Annotated in this window: 16 protein-coding genes; 5 read left to right on the top strand and 11 right to left on the bottom strand. The window is 48.8% G+C overall.

Translation table 11 applies throughout. The annotated features are described in order from the left end of the window. Window positions 1-86: 86 nt before the first annotated feature. Genes PV783_RS25990 through PV783_RS25975 form a run of 4 tightly spaced genes read left to right on the top strand, consistent with a single transcriptional unit; the run spans window position 87 to window position 7968 of the window. Window positions 87-3509 (top strand): TonB-dependent receptor, encoded by a 3423-nt coding sequence (locus PV783_RS25990; protein ID WP_420990182.1) that lies wholly within the window; start codon window positions 87-89, stop codon window positions 3507-3509. A 20-nt stretch (window positions 3510-3529) separates the two neighbouring features. Then, window positions 3530-5296, top strand: coding sequence for a RagB/SusD family nutrient uptake outer membrane protein (locus PV783_RS25985; protein ID WP_079470169.1), 1767 nt, complete (start codon window positions 3530-3532; stop codon window positions 5294-5296). 32 nt (window positions 5297-5328) lie between these two features. Continuing rightward, a complete protein-coding gene (locus PV783_RS25980; RefSeq protein WP_420990181.1) occupies window positions 5329-6312 on the top strand; it encodes a BT_3987 domain-containing protein in 984 nt (327 codons plus the stop codon). A 57-nt stretch (window positions 6313-6369) separates the two neighbouring features. Further along, window positions 6370-7968 carry a GxGYxYP domain-containing protein gene (locus PV783_RS25975; protein WP_420990180.1) on the top strand — a complete coding sequence of 533 codons (1599 nt, stop codon included), beginning with the start codon at window positions 6370-6372 and terminating at the stop codon, window positions 7966-7968. Window positions 7969-8028: 60 nt separating this feature from the next. Here PV783_RS25975 and PV783_RS25970 read toward each other — a convergent pair whose 3' ends face one another. The 4 genes from PV783_RS25970 to PV783_RS25955 all read right to left on the bottom strand — a co-directional run bounded on the left by PV783_RS25970 (window position 8029) and on the right by PV783_RS25955 (window position 11343). Then, window positions 8029-8415, bottom strand: coding sequence for a DUF3037 domain-containing protein (locus tag PV783_RS25970; RefSeq protein ID WP_079470166.1), 387 nt, complete (start codon window positions 8413-8415; stop codon window positions 8029-8031). Beyond that, the gene (locus PV783_RS25965; protein ID WP_420990179.1) at window positions 8393-9196 is read right to left on the bottom strand and encodes a HipA family kinase; all 804 of its coding nucleotides are present in this window, start codon (window positions 9194-9196) and stop codon (window positions 8393-8395) included. Before PV783_RS25965 ends, PV783_RS25970 begins: the two co-directional genes overlap by 23 nt. 84 nt (window positions 9197-9280) lie before the next feature. After that, window positions 9281-10348 carry a winged helix DNA-binding domain-containing protein gene (locus PV783_RS25960; protein ID WP_420990178.1) on the bottom strand — a complete coding sequence of 356 codons (1068 nt, stop codon included), beginning with the start codon at window positions 10346-10348 and terminating at the stop codon, window positions 9281-9283. A gap of 53 nt (window positions 10349-10401) precedes the next feature. Further along, complete coding sequence (locus PV783_RS25955; RefSeq protein ID WP_420990177.1) at window positions 10402-11343, bottom strand: helix-turn-helix transcriptional regulator; 942 nt, start codon at window positions 11341-11343, stop codon at window positions 10402-10404. A 108-nt stretch (window positions 11344-11451) separates the two neighbouring features. Between PV783_RS25955 and PV783_RS25950 the strand changes: the two genes are divergently transcribed. Beyond that, window positions 11452-12399 carry a hypothetical protein gene (locus PV783_RS25950; protein WP_420990176.1) on the top strand — a complete coding sequence of 316 codons (948 nt, stop codon included), beginning with the start codon at window positions 11452-11454 and terminating at the stop codon, window positions 12397-12399. On the opposite strand, the gene PV783_RS25945 is transcribed toward PV783_RS25950, so the two are convergent. The 7 genes from PV783_RS25945 to PV783_RS25915 form a co-directional block, all read right to left on the bottom strand. Continuing rightward, window positions 12388-12786 carry a helix-turn-helix domain-containing protein gene (locus PV783_RS25945; RefSeq protein WP_336386926.1) on the bottom strand — a complete coding sequence of 133 codons (399 nt, stop codon included), beginning with the start codon at window positions 12784-12786 and terminating at the stop codon, window positions 12388-12390. The genes PV783_RS25950 and PV783_RS25945 overlap by 12 nt on opposite strands. Window positions 12787-12941: 155 nt before the next feature. Next, the gene (locus tag PV783_RS25940; protein ID WP_420990175.1) at window positions 12942-13793 is read right to left on the bottom strand and encodes an aldo/keto reductase; all 852 of its coding nucleotides are present in this window, start codon (window positions 13791-13793) and stop codon (window positions 12942-12944) included. 129 nt (window positions 13794-13922) lie between these two features. After that, window positions 13923-15737 carry a cytochrome-c peroxidase gene (locus PV783_RS25935; RefSeq protein WP_420990174.1) on the bottom strand — a complete coding sequence of 605 codons (1815 nt, stop codon included), beginning with the start codon at window positions 15735-15737 and terminating at the stop codon, window positions 13923-13925. Beyond that, the gene (locus PV783_RS25930; protein ID WP_420990173.1) at window positions 15724-17292 is read right to left on the bottom strand and encodes a purple acid phosphatase family protein; all 1569 of its coding nucleotides are present in this window, start codon (window positions 17290-17292) and stop codon (window positions 15724-15726) included. The genes PV783_RS25935 and PV783_RS25930 overlap by 14 nt, the downstream gene beginning before the upstream one ends. A gap of 10 nt (window positions 17293-17302) precedes the next feature. Continuing rightward, window positions 17303-18388 (bottom strand): phytase, encoded by a 1086-nt coding sequence (locus tag PV783_RS25925; protein ID WP_420990172.1) that lies wholly within the window; start codon window positions 18386-18388, stop codon window positions 17303-17305. Window positions 18389-18406: 18 nt separating this feature from the next. Continuing rightward, the gene (locus PV783_RS25920; protein ID WP_420990171.1) at window positions 18407-19672 is read right to left on the bottom strand and encodes a hypothetical protein; all 1266 of its coding nucleotides are present in this window, start codon (window positions 19670-19672) and stop codon (window positions 18407-18409) included. Window positions 19673-19696: 24 nt separating this feature from the next. Further along, the gene (locus PV783_RS25915; RefSeq protein WP_420990170.1) at window positions 19697-22459 is read right to left on the bottom strand and encodes a TonB-dependent receptor domain-containing protein; all 2763 of its coding nucleotides are present in this window, start codon (window positions 22457-22459) and stop codon (window positions 19697-19699) included. Between the last annotated feature and the right edge of the window lie 58 nt (window positions 22460-22517).

The following is a 22517-nucleotide window of genomic DNA, read 5'->3' as shown; positions in this document are numbered from 1 at the left end:
CAAACAAATCTATGATTTTTTCAGTAAGTAAGGGACGGATGCGCCCTTATGAGCGTCTTATCCTGAACAAAACAATCCTTTGGATTATGAGATGTTCCACGATAACACTGGCCATATTGCTTTTTGGTTGCCAGTTACTGATGGCAGGCAGAACAAACGGCCAGGATATCCACCAGACAAAAATTGCACTGGGTGTTTCCGGCAAAAGCCTCGAAGCCACGTTAAAAGAAATTGAGCAACGAACAGATTTCCGTTTTGGTTACAGGGTCGCGGAACTAAGCCGCATCGGGCAGGTAAACCTGCCTGCGGGCACACGGACCGTTGCTGCCACACTCGATCTCCTGCTGGCAAAAACAAACCTCACCTACCGGCAAAATGACCGGTATATTTTTATTGTACCAAAGCCGGCTCCTCCCAAAACGGTGGTGCAGGAAAAGCGTATAGCCGGTACGGTTACCTCTACCAAAGGTGAATTGCTTCCGGGGGTAAATGTGCGACTGAAAGGCACCTCCACAGGCGCTAATACCGATGCGGAAGGGCACTTCAATATCCCTGCCGGCAACAATGAAAATGCTATCCTGGTATTTTCCTTTATCGGGTATGTTACGAAAGAAGTACCTGTTGGCGGACAATCCCGTATCGATGTGCAGTTGAAAGAAGGCTCCACTGCACTTGGAGAAGTCATTGTAGTGGGTTATGGCACACAACAGAAAGCAACTACTACCGCAGCGGTATCTACTGTGAAGGGAAAGGATTTTGCACAAAAGCCGGTGGTCAATCTTACCAATAACCTCGTAGGACGGGCGCCCGGCATTATTGCAGACCAGGGCAGCGGCGAACCTGGCCAGGACGGCTCCCGGCTTCGTATCAGAGGCACCTCCACGTTAGGCAACGCCAACCCCCTGTTGGTAGTGGATGGCATTTACCGTGATTTTTCGCGGCTGGACCCGGCCTCTATTGAGTCTGTCACCATCCTGAAAGACGCGGCAGCAGTAGCGCCTTATGGCCTGGCTGGCGCCAACGGCGTGATACTGGTAACCACTAAGAAAGGTAAAACCGGTGTGCCTACGTTGTCCTATAATGGTTATGCAGGCATCCAGAATCCAACACGCATGCCCAAAATGGTTAATTCCTGGGAGTATGCATTATTAACCAATGAAGCCAACCGGAACAGCGGGTTAAATCCGGCTTTTACACCGGAAGAAGTAGAGCAATATAGAAAAACTGTTACCGGCGCAGCAGATGCCGATCCCGACAAATACCCCAACAGCAGCGGGCTCCGGGATGTTATACAAAGAAATGCACTGCTCACCAATCACAATCTGCAGCTTTCCGGCGGAACAGAAAAAGTCAGGTATTTCACCGCCTTCAGTTATACTAACCAGGACGGACAGTTTTCTACCACCAACCTGAAAAAATATAACGTATTGGCCAACCTGGATGTACAGGCTACCAGCACTACCCGCGTAGGGCTATCGCTGAGTGGCTGGGTGGAAAACCAGCAGTATTCCGGTTATGCCGATCCTTACAACGGAGATGCCAACAACCGCTATGCTGCCGCCGGCGGAGGAATTATGTACCAGGCATTCAGAACGCCGCCTACATCTGCTATTTACTATAGTAATGGATTGTGGGGAAGTTATATTACCAATTCACTTGTGGGTACCATTAACCATAGTGGCTATGTGAAAAACGAGAATACGCAGATTATGACCACCTTTTCAATAGAGCAGCAACTGCCTTTCCTGAAGGGCCTTAGCGTTAAAGGAGTGGCCAGCTACGATCCCTATACCACGTACACCAAAGTATGGCAAACACCTATACCAACCTACAGCGTAAACTTCAGCACTAACCCATACGAATATACGCAACGGCTGATTGGTCCTGCGAAACCGTCGCTCCAGCTGAGCAACAGCCAGAATAAAGCGTTTACCTATCAGGGATATATCAACTACCACAACACCTTCGGGGCACACGATATTACATTCCTCGGCGTGGCTGAATCTCGCATTCAAAAAGGCTGGAACGTAGATGCCAGCAGGAGGAATTACCCGATAGATATTGATGAACTGGACAGGGGAGGGGTGGCCAACGGTGATATCAGTAATGGCGGATCCTCTTCTGAACAGCGGCAGGTGGGTTATGTATACCGGTTGAGTTACGGTTACGCCGGTAAGTACCTGGCGGAAGTATCCGGCAGGTATGACGGTCATTATTATTTTGCTCCCGGCCGTAAGTACGGTTTCTTTCCCGCGTTTTCACTGGGCTGGAATATAGGCCAGGAGAACTTTATAAAGGATCATTACAGCTGGATCAATTTGCTGAAGGTCCGGGCCTCCTATGGAGAATCCGGTAATCTTGCCGGAGGTCCGTTCCAGTATATGAGTGGTTATGCCGTTTATAATAACGCAGCAGTATTAGGTAATGCGCTTACTACAGGGATCTATGAAACGATCCAGGGAAATACCTTTATCACCTGGGAGCGGGCAAAGAAAACAGATATAGGTGTAGATGGAATTTTGTGGGATGGCGCCCTCTCGTTCGGCGTGGATTATTTTTATGAAAAGCGTTCAAACATGCTGGTGCCGCCCACGGTAACAGTGCCGGCAGAATACGGTACAGGGCTGTCTGAATTAAACGCCGCCATCATGAGTAACCAGGGGATTGAGCTGAGCGTGGGTACTGCGCATACTTTTTCCAATGGGTTAAAGCTGGAAGTAAACGGCAACTTTACCTATGCACAAAATAAGCTGTTACAGGTATTTGAATCGGATGCCACTTTTAATAATCCCAACCGCCGTCGTACCGGCCGGGCCAATGGCACCCAGTTTGGATTGAAGGCGCTGGGCTATTATAAACCCGATGATTTTAATGCAGATGGAACGCTGAAAGCAGGTATTGCTTCGCTGGCCAATGCACCGGTGAAGCCGGGAGATCTCAAATATGCAGACCTGAGTGGCCCGGATGGTAAAGCCGACGGCGTGATAGATGATAATGATGAAACCGTGATCGGTCGCCCCAATGGCGTACCGCAAATGATCTTCGGCTTATCTCCTGCTATCTCCTGGAAAGGTTTCGACCTGAACCTCCTGTTACAGGGCGCCGCGCAGATCAGTTTGCCGGTAGGTGGCAACCTGGTGTATCCTTTCGACCAGCAAGGATCTGCCAGCAAATTATACTATGATAATCACTGGACGCCAGCCAACCCGGACGCATTGTATCCGCGTACTACCAATCAGCCAGTGGCCTATAATACCCGGTTCTCTTCCTGGTGGGTGCGGGATGCATCCTATCTGAAACTGAGAAGCGCGGAATTTGGTTACACCCTGCCGTCTTCCCTCACCAAACGCTGGTATATGCAACAACTCCGCGTGTATGTATCCGGACAGAACTTATGGACATGGACGCCGAATATGAAGGAGATGATTGATCCTGAAGCCCGTTCTTCTAACGGACAATATTATTTCCAGCAGCAGGTATTTTCATTCGGACTGAACGTAACCTTTTAATATCCAAACCGTCAACAGCCATGTTCAAGATAAAACAATACCTTTTAATACTGACTGCCACCCTCCTGTTCATTTCCTGTAAAAAAGATTTCCTGGATGTACAGGCGCGTGACAGGGTGGGAGATGATGCCGTATGGGCATCTACCAATAATGCCGATCTCTTTCTCAATGATATTTATAACCAGTTGCCGGATATGAATAATGAAACGGAACACCTGGAACAGTATACGGATAATTCGGATGTAGGCGTTACCTGGATGGCCGGTTACAGCAGTATCCGGGTAGCTAATATCACGCCTTCCAACCTGCCCCGCGGACCGTGGGATATGTGGTACTGGGGAAAAGAAAGTAACAACGACAGTCGTACCGGGAATTACGAGAAGATCCGGAAATGCAATCTCTTTATCACGAAAGTGGGCGCATCTGCGTTGCCGGAGGATTATAAAAAGGAAAGGATCGCCGAAGCGCGCTTTTTAAGAGCTATGTACTATCACTGGTTATGGATGGCTTATGGTGGCGTGCCTGTTATTACCAATGTGCTGGATAATCTTACCCAGGGGGATGATATTTATGTACCAAGAAGTACCTCAAAACAAACATTTGAATTCATCGATAAAGAACTGGGGGAAATTGCAGACATCTTACCTGAAAAACAGTCAGAACCCGGCAGGGCCACCAAAGGCGCTGCACTTACCCTGAAAGGATGGTGTGAACTGTTTTATGCCAGCCCGTTGCGCAATTCCGGTGATGTGGCCAATCCCGGCGGTGACCTTGAAAGATGGAAACTGGCCGCGAAAACCAATAAGCAGGTAATAGATCTTGGAGTATATGACCTTTATCCCGACTTCCGCAACCTGTTCCTCCGGGTAGGCAACAACAGTACAGAATCCATTTTTGCCAGGCAGTATATGGAAGGAAAAGGCGGACAGCTGGAAGGTAAGGAAGGACCTACCATTGTAAACGGTGTACAGCAGGCATGGGGTAATTTTCAGCCTACACAGGAACTGGTGGATGAATTTTCGATGGCCAACGGTAAGGCGATTTATGAACCGGGTTCGGGCTATAATCCGCAGCAACCATACGTAGGAAGAGAAAAAAGATTTTATCAGACTATTCTCTTTAATGGTTCGCCCTGGCAGGGTGATACCCTTCGCATGGTAGTAGGGCTCGGACGAAAAACTGCCAATGAAATTGATCTGGGATATACCAGTGATGTTACCCATACTGGTTACTATGCCTGCAAGCGGCTGGACGAAAAGATTCTGGGGAGTGATAACCGCGCCAACAGCACCTCTTACCAGAACTATATGTTTTTCCGCTTTGGAGAAGTGTTACTCAGTTTCGCAGAAGCAGAAAATGAAGTGAACGGACCTACTGCGGAAGTGCTGGCGGCGGTGAACAAGGTGCGCACACGCGCCGGTAACCTGCCCACAGTGGAAGCCACCTACGGAACAGTGAATAAACAGCAGATGAGAGATATCATTCGCCGTGAGCGCAGGGTGGAACTGGCTTTTGAAGACAGGCGCTGGTGGGATGTGCTGCGTTGGAAAATAGCGGACCGTATGATGGATGGTTCAACAGGTGTGTTAAACCGGCCGGAAAAAGGCATGGTCATAACGGGAACGGCTACCCTCACTTATACGCCGGTGAATGTGAGCAACCGCCTGTTCCTGCCAAAGATGTACATCATGCCTATTCCGCAGCATGTACTGGACCGTAATCCGGCGATCCGTGCCCAGAGCGGTGGGGAAGACAACTGGCAGAACGGGCAGAATCCCGGGTATTGATTTTTGCAGCAACCTTCTTTAATTCCGATTTTATGAACAGATTATCCAGCTATATTTTTTTCCTGCTCATCACAGGTCTTATTGTTTTCACCGCTTGTAAGAAAGATCGTGTCGCCACGTCAACTGTGTACATGCCCAACGCATTGGGCGTAGTAAAGGTAACGTTTGAGATGGCAGATACGCCTTACACCATACCGGTGAGCGCGGTTATAACCGGCGCTGAATATGCTACTGTGACCAATGCGGTAGCGGGAAGTGATATTGTGGTACACTTCAAGGCAGACCCGGAAAAGGTGGCTTTCTTCAATGAACAGAATGGTACTGATTACCGCGTATTACCTGAAGGCAGTTACGAAATGCCTGCTACTGCTACTATTGTTAAAGGCGCTTCTATTACTGCTGCAACAGGACTGGCAATCCACGCCAAAGGAAAAATAGATCCCTTCCAGGATTATATGATCCCCGTTAGTATTGAAAGCATTGAAGGAGCCAACGCCAGTGCCTACCAACAAACTACTTATTATGTGGTAAATGCTACAGCGGATCTGAACAGCATGATACCTTATGATCAGGCTAAATGGACCATTGCCGGTTTTTCCACGGAAGAACCAGCGGAAGGCGGTGGAAACGGGCTGGCCGCAAGAGCGATAGACAATGATCCATCCACCTTCTGGAATTCCAAATGGTCGGGTGGTGAGCCCGGTCCTCCCCATTATTTTATAGTAGATATGGGAGAAGAGAAAGCGGTACATGGCATCGGTATCATGGACCGTTATTTTGAGGGCAGCTGGCAAACCGATGGTCATGGTCAACCCCAGGATATAACCGTTTCCGTTAGTGCGGATAATGCCACCTGGACAGAAGTGGCTGTATTAAAAGATGTACCGCATGATCCCGGTCAGCCCTGGTACAAATATTTTGTATCTACGCTAAAACAGGCGCGGTACGTGAAGTTCACCGTAACAAAAGTATACGGCACTTCCAGCACCAACATCGCGGAAGTACAGGTGTTTTAACGCAAATGCCACACTGTTTCTATTTATTTTTTATCACCAACTGATCACATTTCTTATATGAGAAATAGCCATACTTTTATCTTTTTTATAGCCACCATGCTGGCCGTTGTTACGGCCTGTGGCAAAAAGAATACTACCGAAGTAGCCGTAGTACTACCACCGGGAGCAGATACCGTTGTATTGAAGAAAGGGGTACTCCATCAGAAGGGCGCTGCCCTCACAGCGCTGTGTGCGATCCCGGCCAGCTCGCTCACCGCCGAACAAAAAGTGCTGATCGCCACACTCCAGGGAGTGGTAGCAAAAACTTCCGGTGAACAGATCTATATTGACGAGGGAGGTGCTTCTTCCGTATGGAAAAATTATCTTTCCGAAAAATATAAAATAAGGATTACTAACTATACGTCATGGGCGGAACTACTCCGGCACTTCGTCCCTAAAGTAAGTGGCTATGTGTTGTACAACCGCACTAAAAATATCCGCTCTCTCACTGCCGCAAATTCCCTGTGCGGACCCATGAATGCCATTGCAGTGGATGCCAGCCTGGAAACGGCTGTTATCACTGCCGGTATAAAGATAAAAAAAGCGGATATGCGTGCACGCGATGAGAAGTGGGTATGGGAACATTATTCTGCAACATTCAGCCGCTCGTTGGCAGCAGAACAGAACCCTGCTATTGATCACCACCTCCGGGATTACATTACGCTCACCAATGCGTTTACTTTTTACGACGGCGAAACGCCCTGGCGCGCCGATGTGCTAAAAGCCCTGCAACCGGAAGCCTTTTGCTTCGGATACGGGAAGGAAGAATTTTCGATGGTGGCAAATGCAGCTGCTGCCGGCGTTGTAATGTTGCCAACAGACCTGGCCGCTAATCTTGCGCCGCTGAGCAGTGTGTATGACGAAGCGCCGTTGAAGCAGCAGGGCCGCACCACACCGGCGGCAGAACAAAATGTACACTACGTTACTTTCCTGTTGAGTGACGGCGATAATGTAGGCTACGATCTGTGGAGCATGCAGCAATACTTCAGCCATCCGCTGAGAGGCACATTCAATATGGGCTATACCATCAGCCCTTCCCTGGTGGACCTGGCGCCTGCCGCCATGCGGTGGTATTATGAAAAGGCAGCTAATACAGATAAAGGCAGGGATTTTTTTGTAGCCGGACCAAGTGGAAGTGGATATACTTTTCCCAGCAAAATGCCGGCCGCCGCACTCGATCAGTACGTGCAACGCCTGAATACTTTTATGGCAAAATCCGATCTGAATATCGTGAATATCCTGGATCAGGGCGCCCTGGAAAGAATGGATCTGTGGGATAAATATCTCGCACAACCTAATATAGATGCCCTGCTGTATACCGGTTACGGAGAAGCACCCGGTGGCAGTATCCGCTTTTCTGCCAACGGGAAACCTGTTATAGAAGCCGGCGATAACCTATGGGCCGGGTTGGAAGAAGAAGCTACTGTGATCAGTAACATCAACGCCAGACCTGCAGACCCGTATAGCCGTTCAGGTTATACACTGGTGTTTGTACATACCTGGACAAAAGATATGTCGGCCATAAGTACAGTAATAGCCGGCCTGAACAAAAATGTACGGGTAGTTACACCAGATGCCTTTGTGCAGCTGGTCCGTAAAAATCTCGGAACAAAATAACGATTGTCTGAAAATGCAGATGCCGGGTTATTTACCCGGCATCTGCATTTTTTGCGTTATTTAAAGTACCAGCTGCCGGTGCAACCGCATCAGCGTATCTTCCGCATCAGCGCTGCAAAAACCGGGATGCACCCTCGATGTTTGCACTACACTGCTGCGCGTAGCAGTTAACCAGCGGAAGCGGCTGGCGAGATCCAGCGCCCCGATCGGGCCACCTGCTTTGCTGCCTTTGGAAATTTCCACGAAGGCATCGAGGTAGGGGCGGATGGTGTTAACATCTGTTTCCGGAGAAAGTGCGTGTAGTTTTTCTTCGTTCAATGTATATACTGCCCGTAAAAATTTTTGTTGCCTGCAATAGAGAATAACACCAACATTCAGAAATTCTTCCCGCTCTACGCTTGGCACCACCCGTATTACAGCGTACTCATATAAGTGATTGTCTTGCATGTTGTGCTTCTTTTACAAAAATTCCGGAGTGGCTGATCCGGTTTGTTAAAAATTCAAAGTATACCTGGCGTCTTTCTTCCGGTGTAACATCGTTGCTATCTTCACTACGCAACCATTCTTCGGGAATGATGTTTACAACGGCGCGTATCCGCTCCGGTGTGAGGATCAGGTTGAAGGCGGCATCTACCTGTTCCAGCTCACTGGCCTGTGGCAGCAGCACATGATCTTTTACCTGTACAAAAGGACGAAGGGATTGTTCCTGCCAGTTTTGCCAGGAGTGATGGAAATAGAGTGAGGCGCCATGATCAATAAGCCACAGTTCATTGTGCCACATCAGCATATTGGTGTTGCGGGCGGTGCGGTCTACATTGGTCAGGAGGCAGTCGAGCCACACGATCTTCGACGCTGTTAACGCATCAATGGTATTTACCGTAGGATCATAGGTGGTGGCGCCGGATAAATAGTGCAGGGCAAGATTGAGGCCCACACTTTTTTTCAGGAGATCCTGTATTTCTTCATCGGGTTCTGTACGGCCAAAAGCAGCATCGAGATTGGCAAATACGAGTTCCGGTATTTTCAGTTTGAGTATCCTGGCCAGTTCGCCGCCGATTAATTCTGCGATGAGTGCTTTTACGCCCTGGCCTGCGCCCCTGAACTTCAGGGCATACAGGAATCCGTCGTCTGCTTCGGCGATGGCCGGCAGCGAACCACCTTCACGTAACGGTGTTACGTATCGGGTTACATTCACCGTTCTTAGCTGAAGTTGAATATCGTCTATCATCTGATAATCTGGTTATCGTTTTCTTAATATGAGTCTATAGTCAAACAAAGTAACCAAATATCAGGCACTTTTTGTCACCGGGCTTTATATGGAGGTGATGCTTTGCAGCTTCTTCCCCATAAAAGCCGCATAGGCGGCAGCTGCGGTGTCTACTGCTGCTTTTTTGCCGGGACAGATCAGTTGTGTGGTCACAGTAATATGTTGACTGCTTTCTTTCCGGTTCCAGATGCCGCTCACCTGCCCGTTCACCACCACTACAGGTTTAAAGATGCCATAACCGGCGGTGGACTGGTGCTCAGCAGGGAGGATATCGCAGCGGTCTTTATACGCCACAGCGTATTCGTCGTAGCTGGGCAGAAGGAATGTGGAGGAAACCGTGCGTTTATTTGCCAGTGCGCCGGCAGCAAACCAATAGGCTTGCCCGTTAGCAACGGTATGGGAAAGTTGTTCTTTGTTGAGGTGCAGTCCTGTTTTGATATCGGCGATATTTAACCCGCTCCACCACTGGAAATCCTGGATGGTGGCGGGGCCTCTGCTGCTGAAGTAGCAGAGGGTGAGACGTGCGATAGCTTCTTCGCGGCCAGGTGCAGGCGCATCGGGTACGCGGTCGGAGAGCAACGCATAGGTAAATTGTTTTCCCTGCCGGGGGCCGCTGCAGATGAGTCCTTCCAGCTCCGCATCCATCAGGAGGAATCCCAGCCGGATATCATCGGTGTTGATCTTCGCTTTGGCGAGCAATGGAAGAAGGGCTGTGCGGGTGAGAAATTTATGGTCGCCAAGCGCTTTGGTGATAATGTTGTTGCTCCGTTTCAGGTCTTTGTCGGAGATGCCCAGTTTTACGTGCAGTCTTTTATTAAAGGCTTTTATTTTGGGAGCGGTCAGTTGCAGCATCCAGCGGATATCTTCCGGCGCCACAAAGTGCCAGGTGGGGCGCAGGATATGGGTGCGCAGGATTTTTCCTTCGTTAAAATCCTTTTCAATGGAGGCGTCGGTAGTGCCTTTAATACGGTTCCCGATAGCCCATTTGGCGCCTGCATAATCCTGGGCCTGTATGCAGCCCATCCAGCGTACCAGGTCGGCGGGCCGGGTAAAACGGGAATGGAGGAGCTGCTGCTGATGCAGCCGGTGTTGTATGATCTGCTGACTGTTCATATTCCAAAATTACCGGTGGGGTGTGACAACGGTATGTCAGTTGGGAAAACGGGTCAGGAAACTTTTTTCAGCATTTCCTTCAGCCGGTCTTTTACCAGGGTTTTAAGGGATGCTGGTGTAATAATGTCGGCTTGATCAGCAAAGGTGATATACCACCGGGAAAATGCCTGTATACAGGGCGCCTCAAATTCCATCCGGGTGTGCGTTTTACCTGCTTTCTCACTGTTAAAGCCGTAGTTATATTTCTGTTCTGTAAGATACCGGGCCATATCGTTATGCACGTTGATCACTACCGGGAACGACTGCCCGTTATCTTTAGGTTTGTTTGCCAGGTATTCAGTCAGGGAGATGTGTTGCCGGTGGAATGGCCGGCCGGTATCTTTTACAGAAAGCATCCGTTCTGTTCTGAAAGGATGATACTTTTTGGAGGTGGTGCAGAAGGCGATGGCATTCCAGCTGCCATTTTCCCGGAAAATACCGATAGGTTCTATATCCCTTTCATTAACGCCGGTTTCGGTAGCATACCGGATATGCAGCACTGTCTTTTCACCTACTGCCCTGATGAGCAGGGGAAGGGTATCATTGAGCAGGTGATTATGTTCGGATACTTTATGCTTAACGGCAATATTTTCTTCCAGGTCTTCCAGCACTTTTTTCTGTGCATTGCGCAGTACGGCTTTTACTTTGAACATCGCGCCTTTAAAGCGCTCGCTGTTTTGCAGGTCGGCATGATGCTCCAGCATTTTTTCTGCCATCAGGAAAGCAATTACTTCTTCTTCGGTAAACATTACCGGTGGCAGGCGATAACCTTCCATGATGGAGTAACCCAGTCCTTTTTCGCCGATAACAGGCACTCCGGCCTGTTCCAGCGAACGTACGTCGCGGTAAACAGTACGCAGGCTCACATCAAAGCGGTCGGCAATTTCCTGGGCCAGCACCAGTTTTTTGGATTGCAGATGTATGAGGATGGCGGTTAAGCGGTCGAAGCGGTTCATCGTGGTAATCAGTTAACAGGATTAAGGAAACTAAATTACTGTTTTCCCCGGATATCGTTTTTGCGCCGGGAGTATTACCTTTGCCGGCACAGATATTTGCTTAAAGTTATGATGAAACGTTTGTTTGTTATGGTATGCCTCCTGGCGGGATGGATAACTGCCAGTTTTGCGCAGTCGGATGAATACCTGAAAAAGAAGAATGTGCCCGATACTATTTTACAAAACCGCACCCTGTTACTGGCAGGTACTTTTAATGCACAGAAAGCACTGCTGCAATTGTTCCCCGGAAAATATTATAATCTTACTAAAGATAATTACAGGAATGAACTGATCAACTGGGAATGTAAAACCTGTAAGCCGAAGCCTTACCCGGATGTAAATGAAGATGGTAATCCCGCCTTCCCTTATCCTGAAGGCGTGGCCACCCGTTTGATCAACGAAATGGACTTTAAAGACTCCACGGGGTTGCAGTATAAAGTGATCAGCTTTAACCATTCTGTATTTGATGAAGAAGGTTTCCAGACCTCGCGCTTCACCGGCGGCTTACTGGGCCTCGCCAAGTTTGTGCTCACCGATGAAGGCTGGAAGCTGCGGATGTTTCAACCTGCTATCAAAGCGTATGGCGCTTTTTCAAAATGCCCTACGCCGAAACCATTACTGATAGGCAATGATCAGTATGCGTTTATGATTAAACATAGTAATGGACCCGGTGGCGGTCCGTTCGATGGGGACTATTTCCTGATTGCAGGTATCAACGGCGGTTACCAGCAGGTGATGGCCGCTTATGGTGTGGAAAGAACAGAAGCAGAAGAAGGGTTATCCAGCTGGAGCAGCGAGTACACGGTATCTGCGGGCGATAAAAAGTACTTCCGTGATATTGTGATCACGTTAAAGGGAACCGCCACCGCTACGGACACCGACCAGCTTCCGGATGAAGTGAAAAGCCTGCTGAAAGGCAAAAAGAAAATACGGTTTACAGCCGTGAAAAGATATGTATACATGGGCAGCAAAGGCTATCAGCTGCAATTGCCCGTGAAAGCCACGCTAATCAACTGATGCCACTTCCAGGGCGGGTATTTCCATGCTGCGCCCTGTGATCTTTTTCCGGTGCATTGTTCCCCATACGGTTAATGAATGGAGCACATCTCCCAGGGTATCGCTGTAGTCAGTCAGCTCGTACTCCATAAGGGTACTGCCTTCCGCTGCCGGTATTCTTCTCACAAAACCGTTCATCTCCATATCTTTCAGCTCATTCGACAACACCTTTGCCGAAATCCCTTCCACTAAACGCTGCAGTTCATTAAACCGCCGCCTGTGGTCAATAAGGGCCACAATAATCTTCAGTTTCCACTTGCCACCGATGGCGTACATCGCGTCTCCCACGGCAGCGAGAGAGGCGGCACATACTTCCGGTGAAGGATGACGTTTTTTATCCACTTGCATATATTTTAACTTATCTGGAGGTTAGTAGTAACCTCCAGGTAAGACTGAACAGATAGTTACCAAAGGTAAGCAGTTTTCCTGAAGCCGGCTTACGGACTTTAAATAAGAAAGGGGAAAGCGACCCCGCCTTCCCCTTTCTTAAAATCACCTGATTGTTATTTGCTGAGTAATTGAAAATCTTCTTCAGATAATTCAATTGCTCCTGCTTTAAGATTTTCTTCCAGGTGGGCAATGCTTTTAGTTCCCGGGATCAGCAGGATATTGCTGGCGCGTTTCAGCAGCCATGCCAGCGCAATCTGCGCGGTGGTGGCGTTGTGGCGGGCGGCAATTTTACTGATCTTTTCTTCCAGCGTATGCGGACCGGAAGCCAGCGGGTACCACGGAATAAAGGCAATACCTTTTTCAGCAGTATAATCCAGTACGGATTCCCACTGGCGGTTACCGAGGTTGTACAGGTTTTGTACCGATACAATGGGGAGTATTTTTTCTGCCTGCTGGATCTGCTCAATATTTACTTCAGACAGCCCTACATGCTTAATCTTACCCGCTTTCACGGCGGCCACTACCGGCGCCAGGGTTTCTTCCACCGGGATGTTGGGGTCTATGCGGTGCAACTGCCAGAGATCTATCACATCTGTTTTCAGATTCTTGAGACTGGCATCGATGTCTTTGGCAATCCATTCCGGGCGGCCATCAGGTATCCACTGGTTGGGTCCGGGGCGCTGGAAGCCGCCTTTGGTAGCGATAATGAGCCCTTTTTGATATGGATGCAGGGCATCCGCAATGAGGCGTTCATTGGTACCTGGACCATAAGCCGCTGCGGTATCAATAAAGTTTACACCGGAAGCCACTGCCTGTTGCAGTACCTTGATGGCGTTGGGACGGTCGGTTGCATCACCAAACACACCGTTGCCGGTTAATTGCATGGCGCCGTAACCCACGCGGTTAATATTGAACTCACCTCCTAAAAGAAAGGTGGTGGCGGGAGATATTTGTGTTGTTTCCATTTTTTTATGATTTGATGGATCAAAGGTAGGGGGAACGGCTGATCCGGAAATTGTGAAAATAACAGAAAGAGTTGTATAAATCAAAGAATGAGGAGGAGGGGATGTTTGTCATTAAAACGTAATACCGGGCTACTTTGCGATGGGCTTATCCGTCAACGCATGCATAAACGCAATCAGGTCCCTGATCTCTGTTTCGTTGAGATGCAACTTCGTGGAAGAAAGCGTTTGATACGGATCAGCCATACCCACTCCATTGCCGCCGCCGGCATTATAAAATTCCATCACTTTTTCAAGGTCACGGAACGCGCCGTTGTGCATGTAAGGGGCGGTCATAGCGCTATTACGCACCGTGGGTGTTTTGAAGGCACGCTGATAATATGCGATCGGGAAAAATTCAAACCTGCCGGCATCGGTATCGTGTTGCGGATGTTGGAGATCATCATTGACAGGCATGCCCAGGTTTTCAAATTCGGTGAACTGGTACAGGGGTGGTGTGAGCCCGTTGAACAGTGGTGCAAAGTGACAGGTAGCGCATTGCGCTTTCCCGGTAAATAAGTTGAAGCCCCGGATTTGTGCAGGCGTCAATGCGTTTTTGTTGCCGGCAAAATATTCATCCATTGCGCTGTTCATGGGTGCGAGGGTACTTAGATACGCCGCGATAGCGGTGGCCAGGTGCGGCATGGTTACAGCGGCGCTGTCTTCAGGAAAGGTGGCAGCAAAGGCGTTGCGGTAATGCGCACTGTCTTTTAGCCGGCTGATGATCACAGCGGGATGGCCATCCATCTCTTCGGGGTTGCTGATTACGGTCAGTATTTGTTTTGATAACGTACCGGCTCTGCCGTCCCAGAACTGTGCGTATTGGAACGCAGTATAGGTGAGGCCCGGCGCATTTCTTCTTACCGTCGTTTTATTATCCAGCGCCATACTGGTGCGCAGGCCATCGCTGAAGTATAGTTCCGGGCGGTGACAGGTACCACAGTTGCGGGTGTTGTTACCGGAAAGCGCTTTTTCAAAGAATAATTGCTTCCCTAACAGCTTTTCTTTTTCCGTATATACGGCGCCGTTAGTAAATGCTTTGAGGTCTATAGCATCTTTGCTGAAGAGGTTGGGTGCGTTGTAATTAAGCGCGCTGCGGGTATGCAGGTCCAACTGTAACGCACGTATGAGTGCGCCGGTACTTTCCTGCAAGGGGAGGCCGCAGGTGGTGAGGAACTCCAGCCGGTTGAAATCGTCGAAGCCGGGATGTGCATCGAGGTATTGTATACAAAGGGCCAGGTAATGTGCCACGGATTTTGTTTCGGGAGAAGAGGTGCTGAGCCAGGGTTCCATCACTGCCTGGATAGTTCGCATGGATTGTGCGGTTTCTGCGATCCCTGTTTTTATTTCCGGTGCATCGTAGCCGGTGATGCCTCCTGCGTACAGGCGTACCAGTTCGAGGCGGATACTTTCCATAATGGCTTTATCGCTGGTGGTGAACTGGTAGAGCAACGATGTGAGATCAGCTGCGGCGGTACGGATTACCAGTGCTTCTGTTACCAGTTCTTTTTTCCGGGAGAAAGGATCTTTCTCAAACAACAGTACCGCTATCTGCTGTAACCCTGATGGCGCCTGGTATTCCATGTAAGGTTCATCTATTTCCGTTTTGGCCGGGCGGTTATACACCATAGCGGAAGAGAAGAAAAAGTAATCAAGGAAAAACTCAATCCTTTTATATTGTAACCGGCACTTTTTCAGTGCTTCCCTGGCTGCGGTAATGCTGGCCGTATCATCTTTATCAATCGCCTGTATGGCTTGTTCCAGTTCCAGGGAAGCCGCCGAAAATCCGTTGGCGCCTTCCCTGAAAATGGCAATAGTATGGGTAACACCGCGGTCGTCCGTGGAGGGTGTAAAGCTATAAGCTACCAGCAGGCTGAATAACAGCCAGATGATCTTATTTCGATACATATACGGTGAAGGTATCTTTTACATTATTGTACGCATCTGCTACGGTATATTTCGTGGTAGACGCGGTAGGTGTTACGGTAATACTCCGGGTGGTTTCCTTACGGTTATTCCATTTGTAGGTACCGATGAAAGAAGCCGTTAATGTGGCTGTTTCTCCTTTTTTAATCCGGATATCCGTGTTCCGGTTTACGTTTTTCATCATGGTAAACTGGTCGCGGATAGTGCCATCTGCGCAGATCCATTTCAGATCCAGGCGGTTGTCCTGTATTTCGAGTATGCTGGAGCCGCCGTGTTCTGCATCTGCAAAATACATGGCGTTATGCGGGTAAACGGTTTGTTTGCCGCCCAGTTTCCCGGCGGAGCCGCTCACTACGTATACAGTACCGGTGGTACGGATGCTGTCTTTGATATACGGTGCGGAATTGTTGCCGCCGTCGTAGCGGCCGGAAGAGTTGCTCACGTTATGTTTGGCCGGATCAAAGCTGTTGGCGGGGCCATAATGTCCTTTGATCATCTTAGATCTTTCGTAATCATGACTATGCCCATTCAGTACCAGGTCTACGCCGTTGCGTTCCAGTATCCGGATAAAGTTTTCACGGATATGCACCAATTCATCTTCTTCATCAGAATTATGGGAACCCATTGTATACGGCGGATGGTGCCAGTAGGCAATTACCCAACCCTTGTTTTTATTGGCGGCGAGATCTTTCTTTATCCAGATTACCTGCGGACCGGTAGTGTCGTACAGGCGGTAAGCGCTGTCTTCTTTACCGTAGCTGTCGAGCGACAGGAAGTGGATGTTCCCGATATCAAAAGAATAGAAAGAAGCTGAGTGGGAAGGCAACCCGCCGGATTCTCCTTCCGATGGCATGGAGAAGTTCTGGTAGTAGTTTGTTTGGTGCGATTGCTGTGCAAAGGCAGCAGAGATATCGGTATCATGATAGTCATGATTTCCGGGCGCCGGGAACAGGGGAAATTTCTTCAGCAGGTCATCTTTATAAACATTAAAAAACTTGCTCTGATACTCCGCGTCCGTACCGTTGGGATAGGCGTTATCGCCTAACAGTATCCATGCATTCAGGTAGTTGTTGCCGAGGTACTTTACCAATTGTTCCTTTACGAGTTGCTGGTTGGGAGAGCCGTCGCCGCAATCGCCGAGTGCGGCAATGCGGTACAGGTCTGTTTTACCGGCTTCGGGCAGGGTCATAAAGTAGTTGTCTGCGTTGCCCTGCAATACATCCTTATAGCCGCCAATGGAATAATAGTAGCGGGTGTTGGGTTGCAGGTTTGTAAGCAGTACTTTATGCTCTGTTACCAGGTTGGCATCATCTGCCTGCTGATCCAGCTTATCCGGCGCGGTGCCGTATTTCACACGGCTGCGGGCAGATGCATCGGTGCGCCAGCGGATCAGCATCTGCTGTGTACCGGCTGCCTGCAGGTAAGGGCCACGGATCAGCTTTGCAGCGATGGGCGCTTTCGTAACAGCAGCATCCTGTGCCTGCACCAGGTGTAAACCGGCGAACAGGCACAGGGAAGCGAGAAAGATAGATTTCATATATGGGACACTATTTTTTTGTTGGCGCTGATTCCAGCTCTTTACCGGCAATATCTTCCCAGCGATAATAATGGAAGGTCCGGTCGTCGCTCATCACTACAAATAATCCATGTTTGAAAGTATTGTTCAGTGGCACATTTACTATATCGGAGCCATCGCTGTGGCCGGCGCTTACTTTCACCACTTTCAGTAACGTATGCGTTGTTCCTGACCGGCTGAAGATATGAAATTTGTTGGCACCCTGGTCAGATACCAGGATATATCCTTTGGTGGGAGAGGTTTTATAAATAGAAATACCCTCATGATCTTCTGTAAAACCGGTGGTGCCGAAAACTGTTAATTCTTCATTACCTTTTTCCGGGTCGGCATAATATTGTCGTACGCCGTACTGTTCATCAGAGTAATAAACATAGCCGGCTTCATTATCTACGGCAATAGATTCTATTTCCTTTTTACCGCTGTAGTGGCCAAACTTACGTACCAGTGTGGCTTTTATTTTTCCGGCACCGTTATCGGTAAGGCGGTATTGCCATAAATAGGTACCATCCTGCGGACCGGTTTTACGGCCTGCAATTACATAGTGTTCGTTCTTTTTGTTAGTGTAAACCGCCACTCCCATGAGATCACGGTATTGTGTGCCGGTTTCGCCTTCAAATGCCGGGATGCCGCCATCATCGATGGGTTGCATATCGGGCAATGAATAGAAGCGGAGCTTATGCGTGATGCGCTCGGTAGTAACGGCATAGTCTATACGTTTTCCGTTGAGGAGTAATCCGTATGCAATGTCCACATTGTTGGGACGTTGCAGGTTAGGCACTACCTGTTTGATCTTTCCTTCAAGGTCAAACACATACAGGGCGCCCTCGGCCGATTTATCAGTGCCTATCACCAGGCTCCGGGCGGGGTTTTGAGGGTTTACCCAGATAGCAGGATCGTCTGAATCAAACTTTACCTGTTCGGTGATTACCGCGGGCTGAATAGTAGTGGTGTCCGTGTATGCCTGTCCGTTAGCCCGGCTTGCCGGTCTTGCGCAGGCAAGAAAACACAGCAGTCCGGCAAGAACTGCTGTGGAGAATAATATATTGCGTGTAGTCATTACTGTGAGATCGCTGTTTTAGTTTTTAGTGCCAAAGGCGCCAATAAAAGAGGAAGGAGCAGGAGAGGCGTAGTTAATGCCGTTCAGCACCAGTCCGTTCGGGAAGTTACGGATAAAGGCGGTGGTACCGGCGCCCAGCGCAGGTGAGCCGGCCAGTAAATGAAAGTCCCAGTTGGTGTTAAAATCCGGGCTATCGGTCGGTGTGTTCAACGGATAATTTACAAATTTCGGATCATTCTCACCGGCTTTTGTACTGATAACATCATTGGCGCCGCTAATGATATCTTTTGCGGGCTGGAACTGGTCTACAGTAGTTTGGTTAAAGCCATAATAAAGATTGTTGCTGATAACCGAGCGACTGTCCTCTACTTTTTTGGTATCTCTCTTAATACCAAACCGTGTGTTGGCAAACAGGTTATTGTGTAGTTCTACAAACACGGTAGCTTCCACCCACACGGAGCCCCCTTTTACTGTTGGTCTTCTCCAGCCGGTGTTGAGCATGGTATTGTTATAGGCAATTACATGCGCCTGTGGCGTGCGTTCGCCGGAGTTGGATAATTTAAGCGCGTTGGTATTGGTAGAATAGAAGAGATTGTAACTCACATCCGCGATACAACCGGATTTGATGTTAATACCTTCTCCGCCGGTGATACCGGTGGTGTAAAATTTATTATTGGAGAAGATAAGTTTGCCGCCTTCAATGTAGGTGCAGTCTTCATTAAAATTGCGGAAGATACAGTTAGTCACTACCAGCTTACCATTCACATTGCTGTACCATAATGCGGGCAGTGCTTCGCCACTCACAGCTTTATACAATCCCTGTTTTACAGAAGCAGACGACTCGGTGGTAACAGCACCGCCGTATTCAAGGATGGTATTGTCCAACAGCAGCTCTGCACAGGATTTCGCTGCGAGAATACCACCCCATTGTTTACCAAACTTGCGGCTGTCAGTGCGGTAGTTTTCTTCAATAGTAAATCTCACCGGTTGTTCAGCGGTTCCCATTGAATACAGGTTGCCTTTTACAATTACTTCCGGTTTTACGAGGGTATCCATGATTACTAATACGCCTTCTTCAATCACCAGCGTTTTACCTTCCGGGATGGTGATATCGCCGGAAACGCGCTGGATGCTGCCTTTGGGCCAGATGCCCCACACATCGCCGTGAACGGTGCCGGAACCAATGATGCTTTCGCTGAGGTCTACATCGCTGTTTGCTTTTTTACAGCCGCTGACAATGGTCAGTATCAACGCAGCGTAAAAGAGAATATTTTTATATTTCATGATGATGAATATTTTGGAATGAGTTTATAATTTGTAACGTACACCCAGCAGGTAGGTTTGTTTGTAATATTCTTTCCTGATCAGGGTTTCATTGGCTTTTCCCTGTCCCGGCATATTGGTGTTGGCAGGGTCAGTTCCTTTGATAAATATTTCTGCCGGCGTGTTCAGCAGGTTGCCTGCTTTGGCGAAGATGCTGAAGTTATTCCTGAACCTTTTTTCTACAGAAACATCCATCTGTATAAATCCTTTCTGCCAGAGATCATTGTCGATGTACTGGGAAACGGTAACGATGCGTGGACCGGTATAAGCGCCGGCCAGCTGTGCATCCCATCCATGCTGTATGTCTTTGTACAACACAGAGAGGTTACCGATATGCTCGGACTGTCCGTACAGCGGACGTGTTTGATCTACCGCGATGGTTTTAACGTCGCCTTTTTCATCCCTTATCCGCAAACTTTTGGAAGTAGTGATGGAAGAGTGGGTGTAAGTGTAGTTGGCTTTGAAACCTATTTTGCTGAAGAATTTGATATAGTCTATTTCCAGGCCATAGTTGCGGGCGGTACCGAAGTTACCGGCAGAATAGTACTGGTCTTGCGGACGGGTGGCGTCTGCACGGATGGTATTTTCGATAGGGTCCTGGATTCTTTTGTAGAATATGCCTACCAGTAATTGATCGGAACGTTTCGGAAACAGTTCATAGCGCAGATCAAAGTTATCGGCGATAGCGCGTTTCAGATCAGGGTTACCGCGTTCCTGGTAATCTTCCAGTACAATTTTGGAAGGAACAATTTCAAAGAAGCCGGGACGGTTCAGTGAGCGGAAGTAAGAACCACGTAAGTTCTGGTGTTCGGATAATTCGTATTTCAGATTCAGGCTGGGCAACACATCGGTGTACACCTGGCTGCCGGTAGGACGGTCTTCGCCCTGTGGAAAAAACATATGATAACCCTGGTTGGTATGTTCCACACGTACGCCACCGGTTATTTCCAGTTCGGATACTTCGAATTTAAACATACCATATCCGGAGGTTGTTTTTTCGGAAGCATCGTAAGTAAGCGGGTTGCCTACTGCGCCGCCGGGGTTCTGGATCTCCCATACAATATCTGTATAGCTGGTAAAATCCTTACCATACAATGCGTTGATATTGGAAGGTCTGAATGTATAGTTATTAAAGAAGCTGCTGCGTTGTTTGTCGCGGTACAGGCCACCTGCGGAGAAATCTACTTTTGTTCCGGCTATCCTGGCAGTGTAAGTAAGATCAAGGTAACCCGCGATATCATCGTCTGTATTACGTTCCCAACGGCGGTTGGTGCCATTGTTCTCAACAGTGGTACGTGTTTCCTTGAAGTTGTTACGCACCCCGTTTAATGCGATGGTGGTATTATCGGGTACCTCATTTTTGGCGGAGGAGAATACGGCAGACCACTGCAATTTTAATTTACCGGGAATGATATGATGATCACCATGCAGGGTGGAATTGTAAATCTGCTGCGTGGTTTTCCTGGAGCGGCTTTCAAATGTCAGTTGCGCATTGCCGGCCACAGGATCAAATATGCCATCGGAGAAGTTGGTGGTGATGCCTTCACGGGTCTGATAGCTTTGCAGATTCATGTAGGCATTGTAAAGCGACAGCTTATTGTTTTCATTAAACACGTAGTCGATCTTTCCATGCAGGCCGCTGCGTTGCTGCTGTTCGCTGTACTGCCGGTTTTGCATACTGGTAAGCACGGAGTAATGCCCGGTGTCCATATCATTCTTATAGAAAGTGCTGGTAGTGGCGCGATAAGTATTCTGGAAGCTACCGGCGAGGATCACGCCCAGTTTATTGTGCAGGAAACGCTGGCCGATGGATAAACCTGCTACCAGGTTGGGCGCGAAGTTTTTGTTTTTATAGTCCAGTGTGCCGGTGGCAAAATCTGCCGGGGTGGCGTTATAGCTTTTACCGTGGGCTTCGTAAGGTGATTTGGATTGTATGTGGCTGGCATCAAAAGAAGTAAAGCCTTTGTCCAGTACCATCTGGCTGTAGCCGGTAGCTACGTTGGCGTTGAGCGATAATTTGCCAGGGGCGTCTTTCATCACCATGTTCACTACGCCGCCCACCGCATCGCCTTCCATGTTTGGTGTTAAGGACTTGTATACTTCGAGGCGGTCCAGCAACTCAGACGGGAAGATGTCGAGCGGCACGTACCGGTATTTATTATCCGGGCTGGGTATTTTCACCCCGTTGATAAGCGTGTAGTTGTATCTTTTGTCCATGCCGCGGAGAATGGCGTATTGTCCGTCGCCGTTGCTGCTGCGTTCTATGGAGATTCCGGAAACGCGCTGGATTACGTTCGCCACGGTGAGGTCGGGCGATACTTCTATAGCCTGACCGGATACTACGTTCATCACCTGGATGGATTTCTGTTCCAGTTTGCGGGCCGTGTTTTCTGAAGAGGCTTTGGTGCCGCCGGCAATCACTACTTCACTCAGGTTTTTGCTGCTGCGTTCACTGAGGTAGATGTTGAGCGCCGGGTTATCACTTTCCAGTACGGTCACTTCTTTTGTTAATGTTTTGTAGGTAAGATGGGAAATGTGCAGGGTGAATTTTCCTGCCGTAATCTTTTTGAATTCAAAGGAACCGTCGAGACCAGTGAGGGCAACCAGTTTGGTTTGGTCCATTACAACAGTGACGCCTACCAGCGGTTCGCCCGTTTTCTGATCGTACACGTGTCCTTTCAGACTGCCGGCGCTGGCAAATGTGACGCTCAGCAGCAGACATAAAAGCGTTGTTAAAAGTGTCTTCATCTTTGGTGAATTTGATGCCGTTCGTGTTAGTGGCGAACTGCATCGCAAATGTGGGCTG

The organism is Chitinophaga sp. CC14 (assembly GCF_048957795.1).
In the GTDB taxonomy this organism is placed as follows: Bacteria; Bacteroidota; Bacteroidia; order Chitinophagales; family Chitinophagaceae; genus Chitinophaga; species Chitinophaga ginsengisegetis.
The sequence above is the reverse complement of the archived record's forward strand: the minus strand, read 5'-3'. Positions and strand labels throughout refer to the sequence as shown.

What these genes read in the sequence shown, in the direction of transcription:
- PV783_RS25990 (WP_420990182.1), top strand. Translation starts at nt 87, where the DNA reads ATGAGATGTTCCACGATAACACTGGCCATATTGCTTTTTGGTTGCCAG.
- PV783_RS25985 (WP_079470169.1), top strand. Translation starts at nt 3,530, where the DNA reads ATGTTCAAGATAAAACAATACCTTTTAATACTGACTGCCACCCTCCTG.
- PV783_RS25980 (WP_420990181.1), top strand. Translation starts at nt 5,329, where the DNA reads ATGAACAGATTATCCAGCTATATTTTTTTCCTGCTCATCACAGGTCTT.
- PV783_RS25975 (WP_420990180.1), top strand. Translation starts at nt 6,370, where the DNA reads ATGAGAAATAGCCATACTTTTATCTTTTTTATAGCCACCATGCTGGCC.
- PV783_RS25970 (WP_079470166.1), bottom strand. Translation starts at nt 8,415, where the DNA reads ATGCAAGACAATCACTTATATGAGTACGCTGTAATACGGGTGGTGCCA.
- PV783_RS25965 (WP_420990179.1), bottom strand. Translation starts at nt 9,196, where the DNA reads ATGATAGACGATATTCAACTTCAGCTAAGAACGGTGAATGTAACCCGA.
- PV783_RS25960 (WP_420990178.1), bottom strand. Translation starts at nt 10,348, where the DNA reads ATGAACAGTCAGCAGATCATACAACACCGGCTGCATCAGCAGCAGCTC.
- PV783_RS25955 (WP_420990177.1), bottom strand. Translation starts at nt 11,343, where the DNA reads ATGAACCGCTTCGACCGCTTAACCGCCATCCTCATACATCTGCAATCC.
- PV783_RS25950 (WP_420990176.1), top strand. Translation starts at nt 11,452, where the DNA reads ATGATGAAACGTTTGTTTGTTATGGTATGCCTCCTGGCGGGATGGATA.
- PV783_RS25945 (WP_336386926.1), bottom strand. Translation starts at nt 12,786, where the DNA reads ATGCAAGTGGATAAAAAACGTCATCCTTCACCGGAAGTATGTGCCGCC.
- PV783_RS25940 (WP_420990175.1), bottom strand. Translation starts at nt 13,793, where the DNA reads ATGGAAACAACACAAATATCTCCCGCCACCACCTTTCTTTTAGGAGGT.
- PV783_RS25935 (WP_420990174.1), bottom strand. Translation starts at nt 15,737, where the DNA reads ATGTATCGAAATAAGATCATCTGGCTGTTATTCAGCCTGCTGGTAGCT.
- PV783_RS25930 (WP_420990173.1), bottom strand. Translation starts at nt 17,292, where the DNA reads ATGAAATCTATCTTTCTCGCTTCCCTGTGCCTGTTCGCCGGTTTACAC.
- PV783_RS25925 (WP_420990172.1), bottom strand. Translation starts at nt 18,388, where the DNA reads ATGACTACACGCAATATATTATTCTCCACAGCAGTTCTTGCCGGACTG.
- PV783_RS25920 (WP_420990171.1), bottom strand. Translation starts at nt 19,672, where the DNA reads ATGAAATATAAAAATATTCTCTTTTACGCTGCGTTGATACTGACCATT.
- PV783_RS25915 (WP_420990170.1), bottom strand. Translation starts at nt 22,459, where the DNA reads ATGAAGACACTTTTAACAACGCTTTTATGTCTGCTGCTGAGCGTCACA.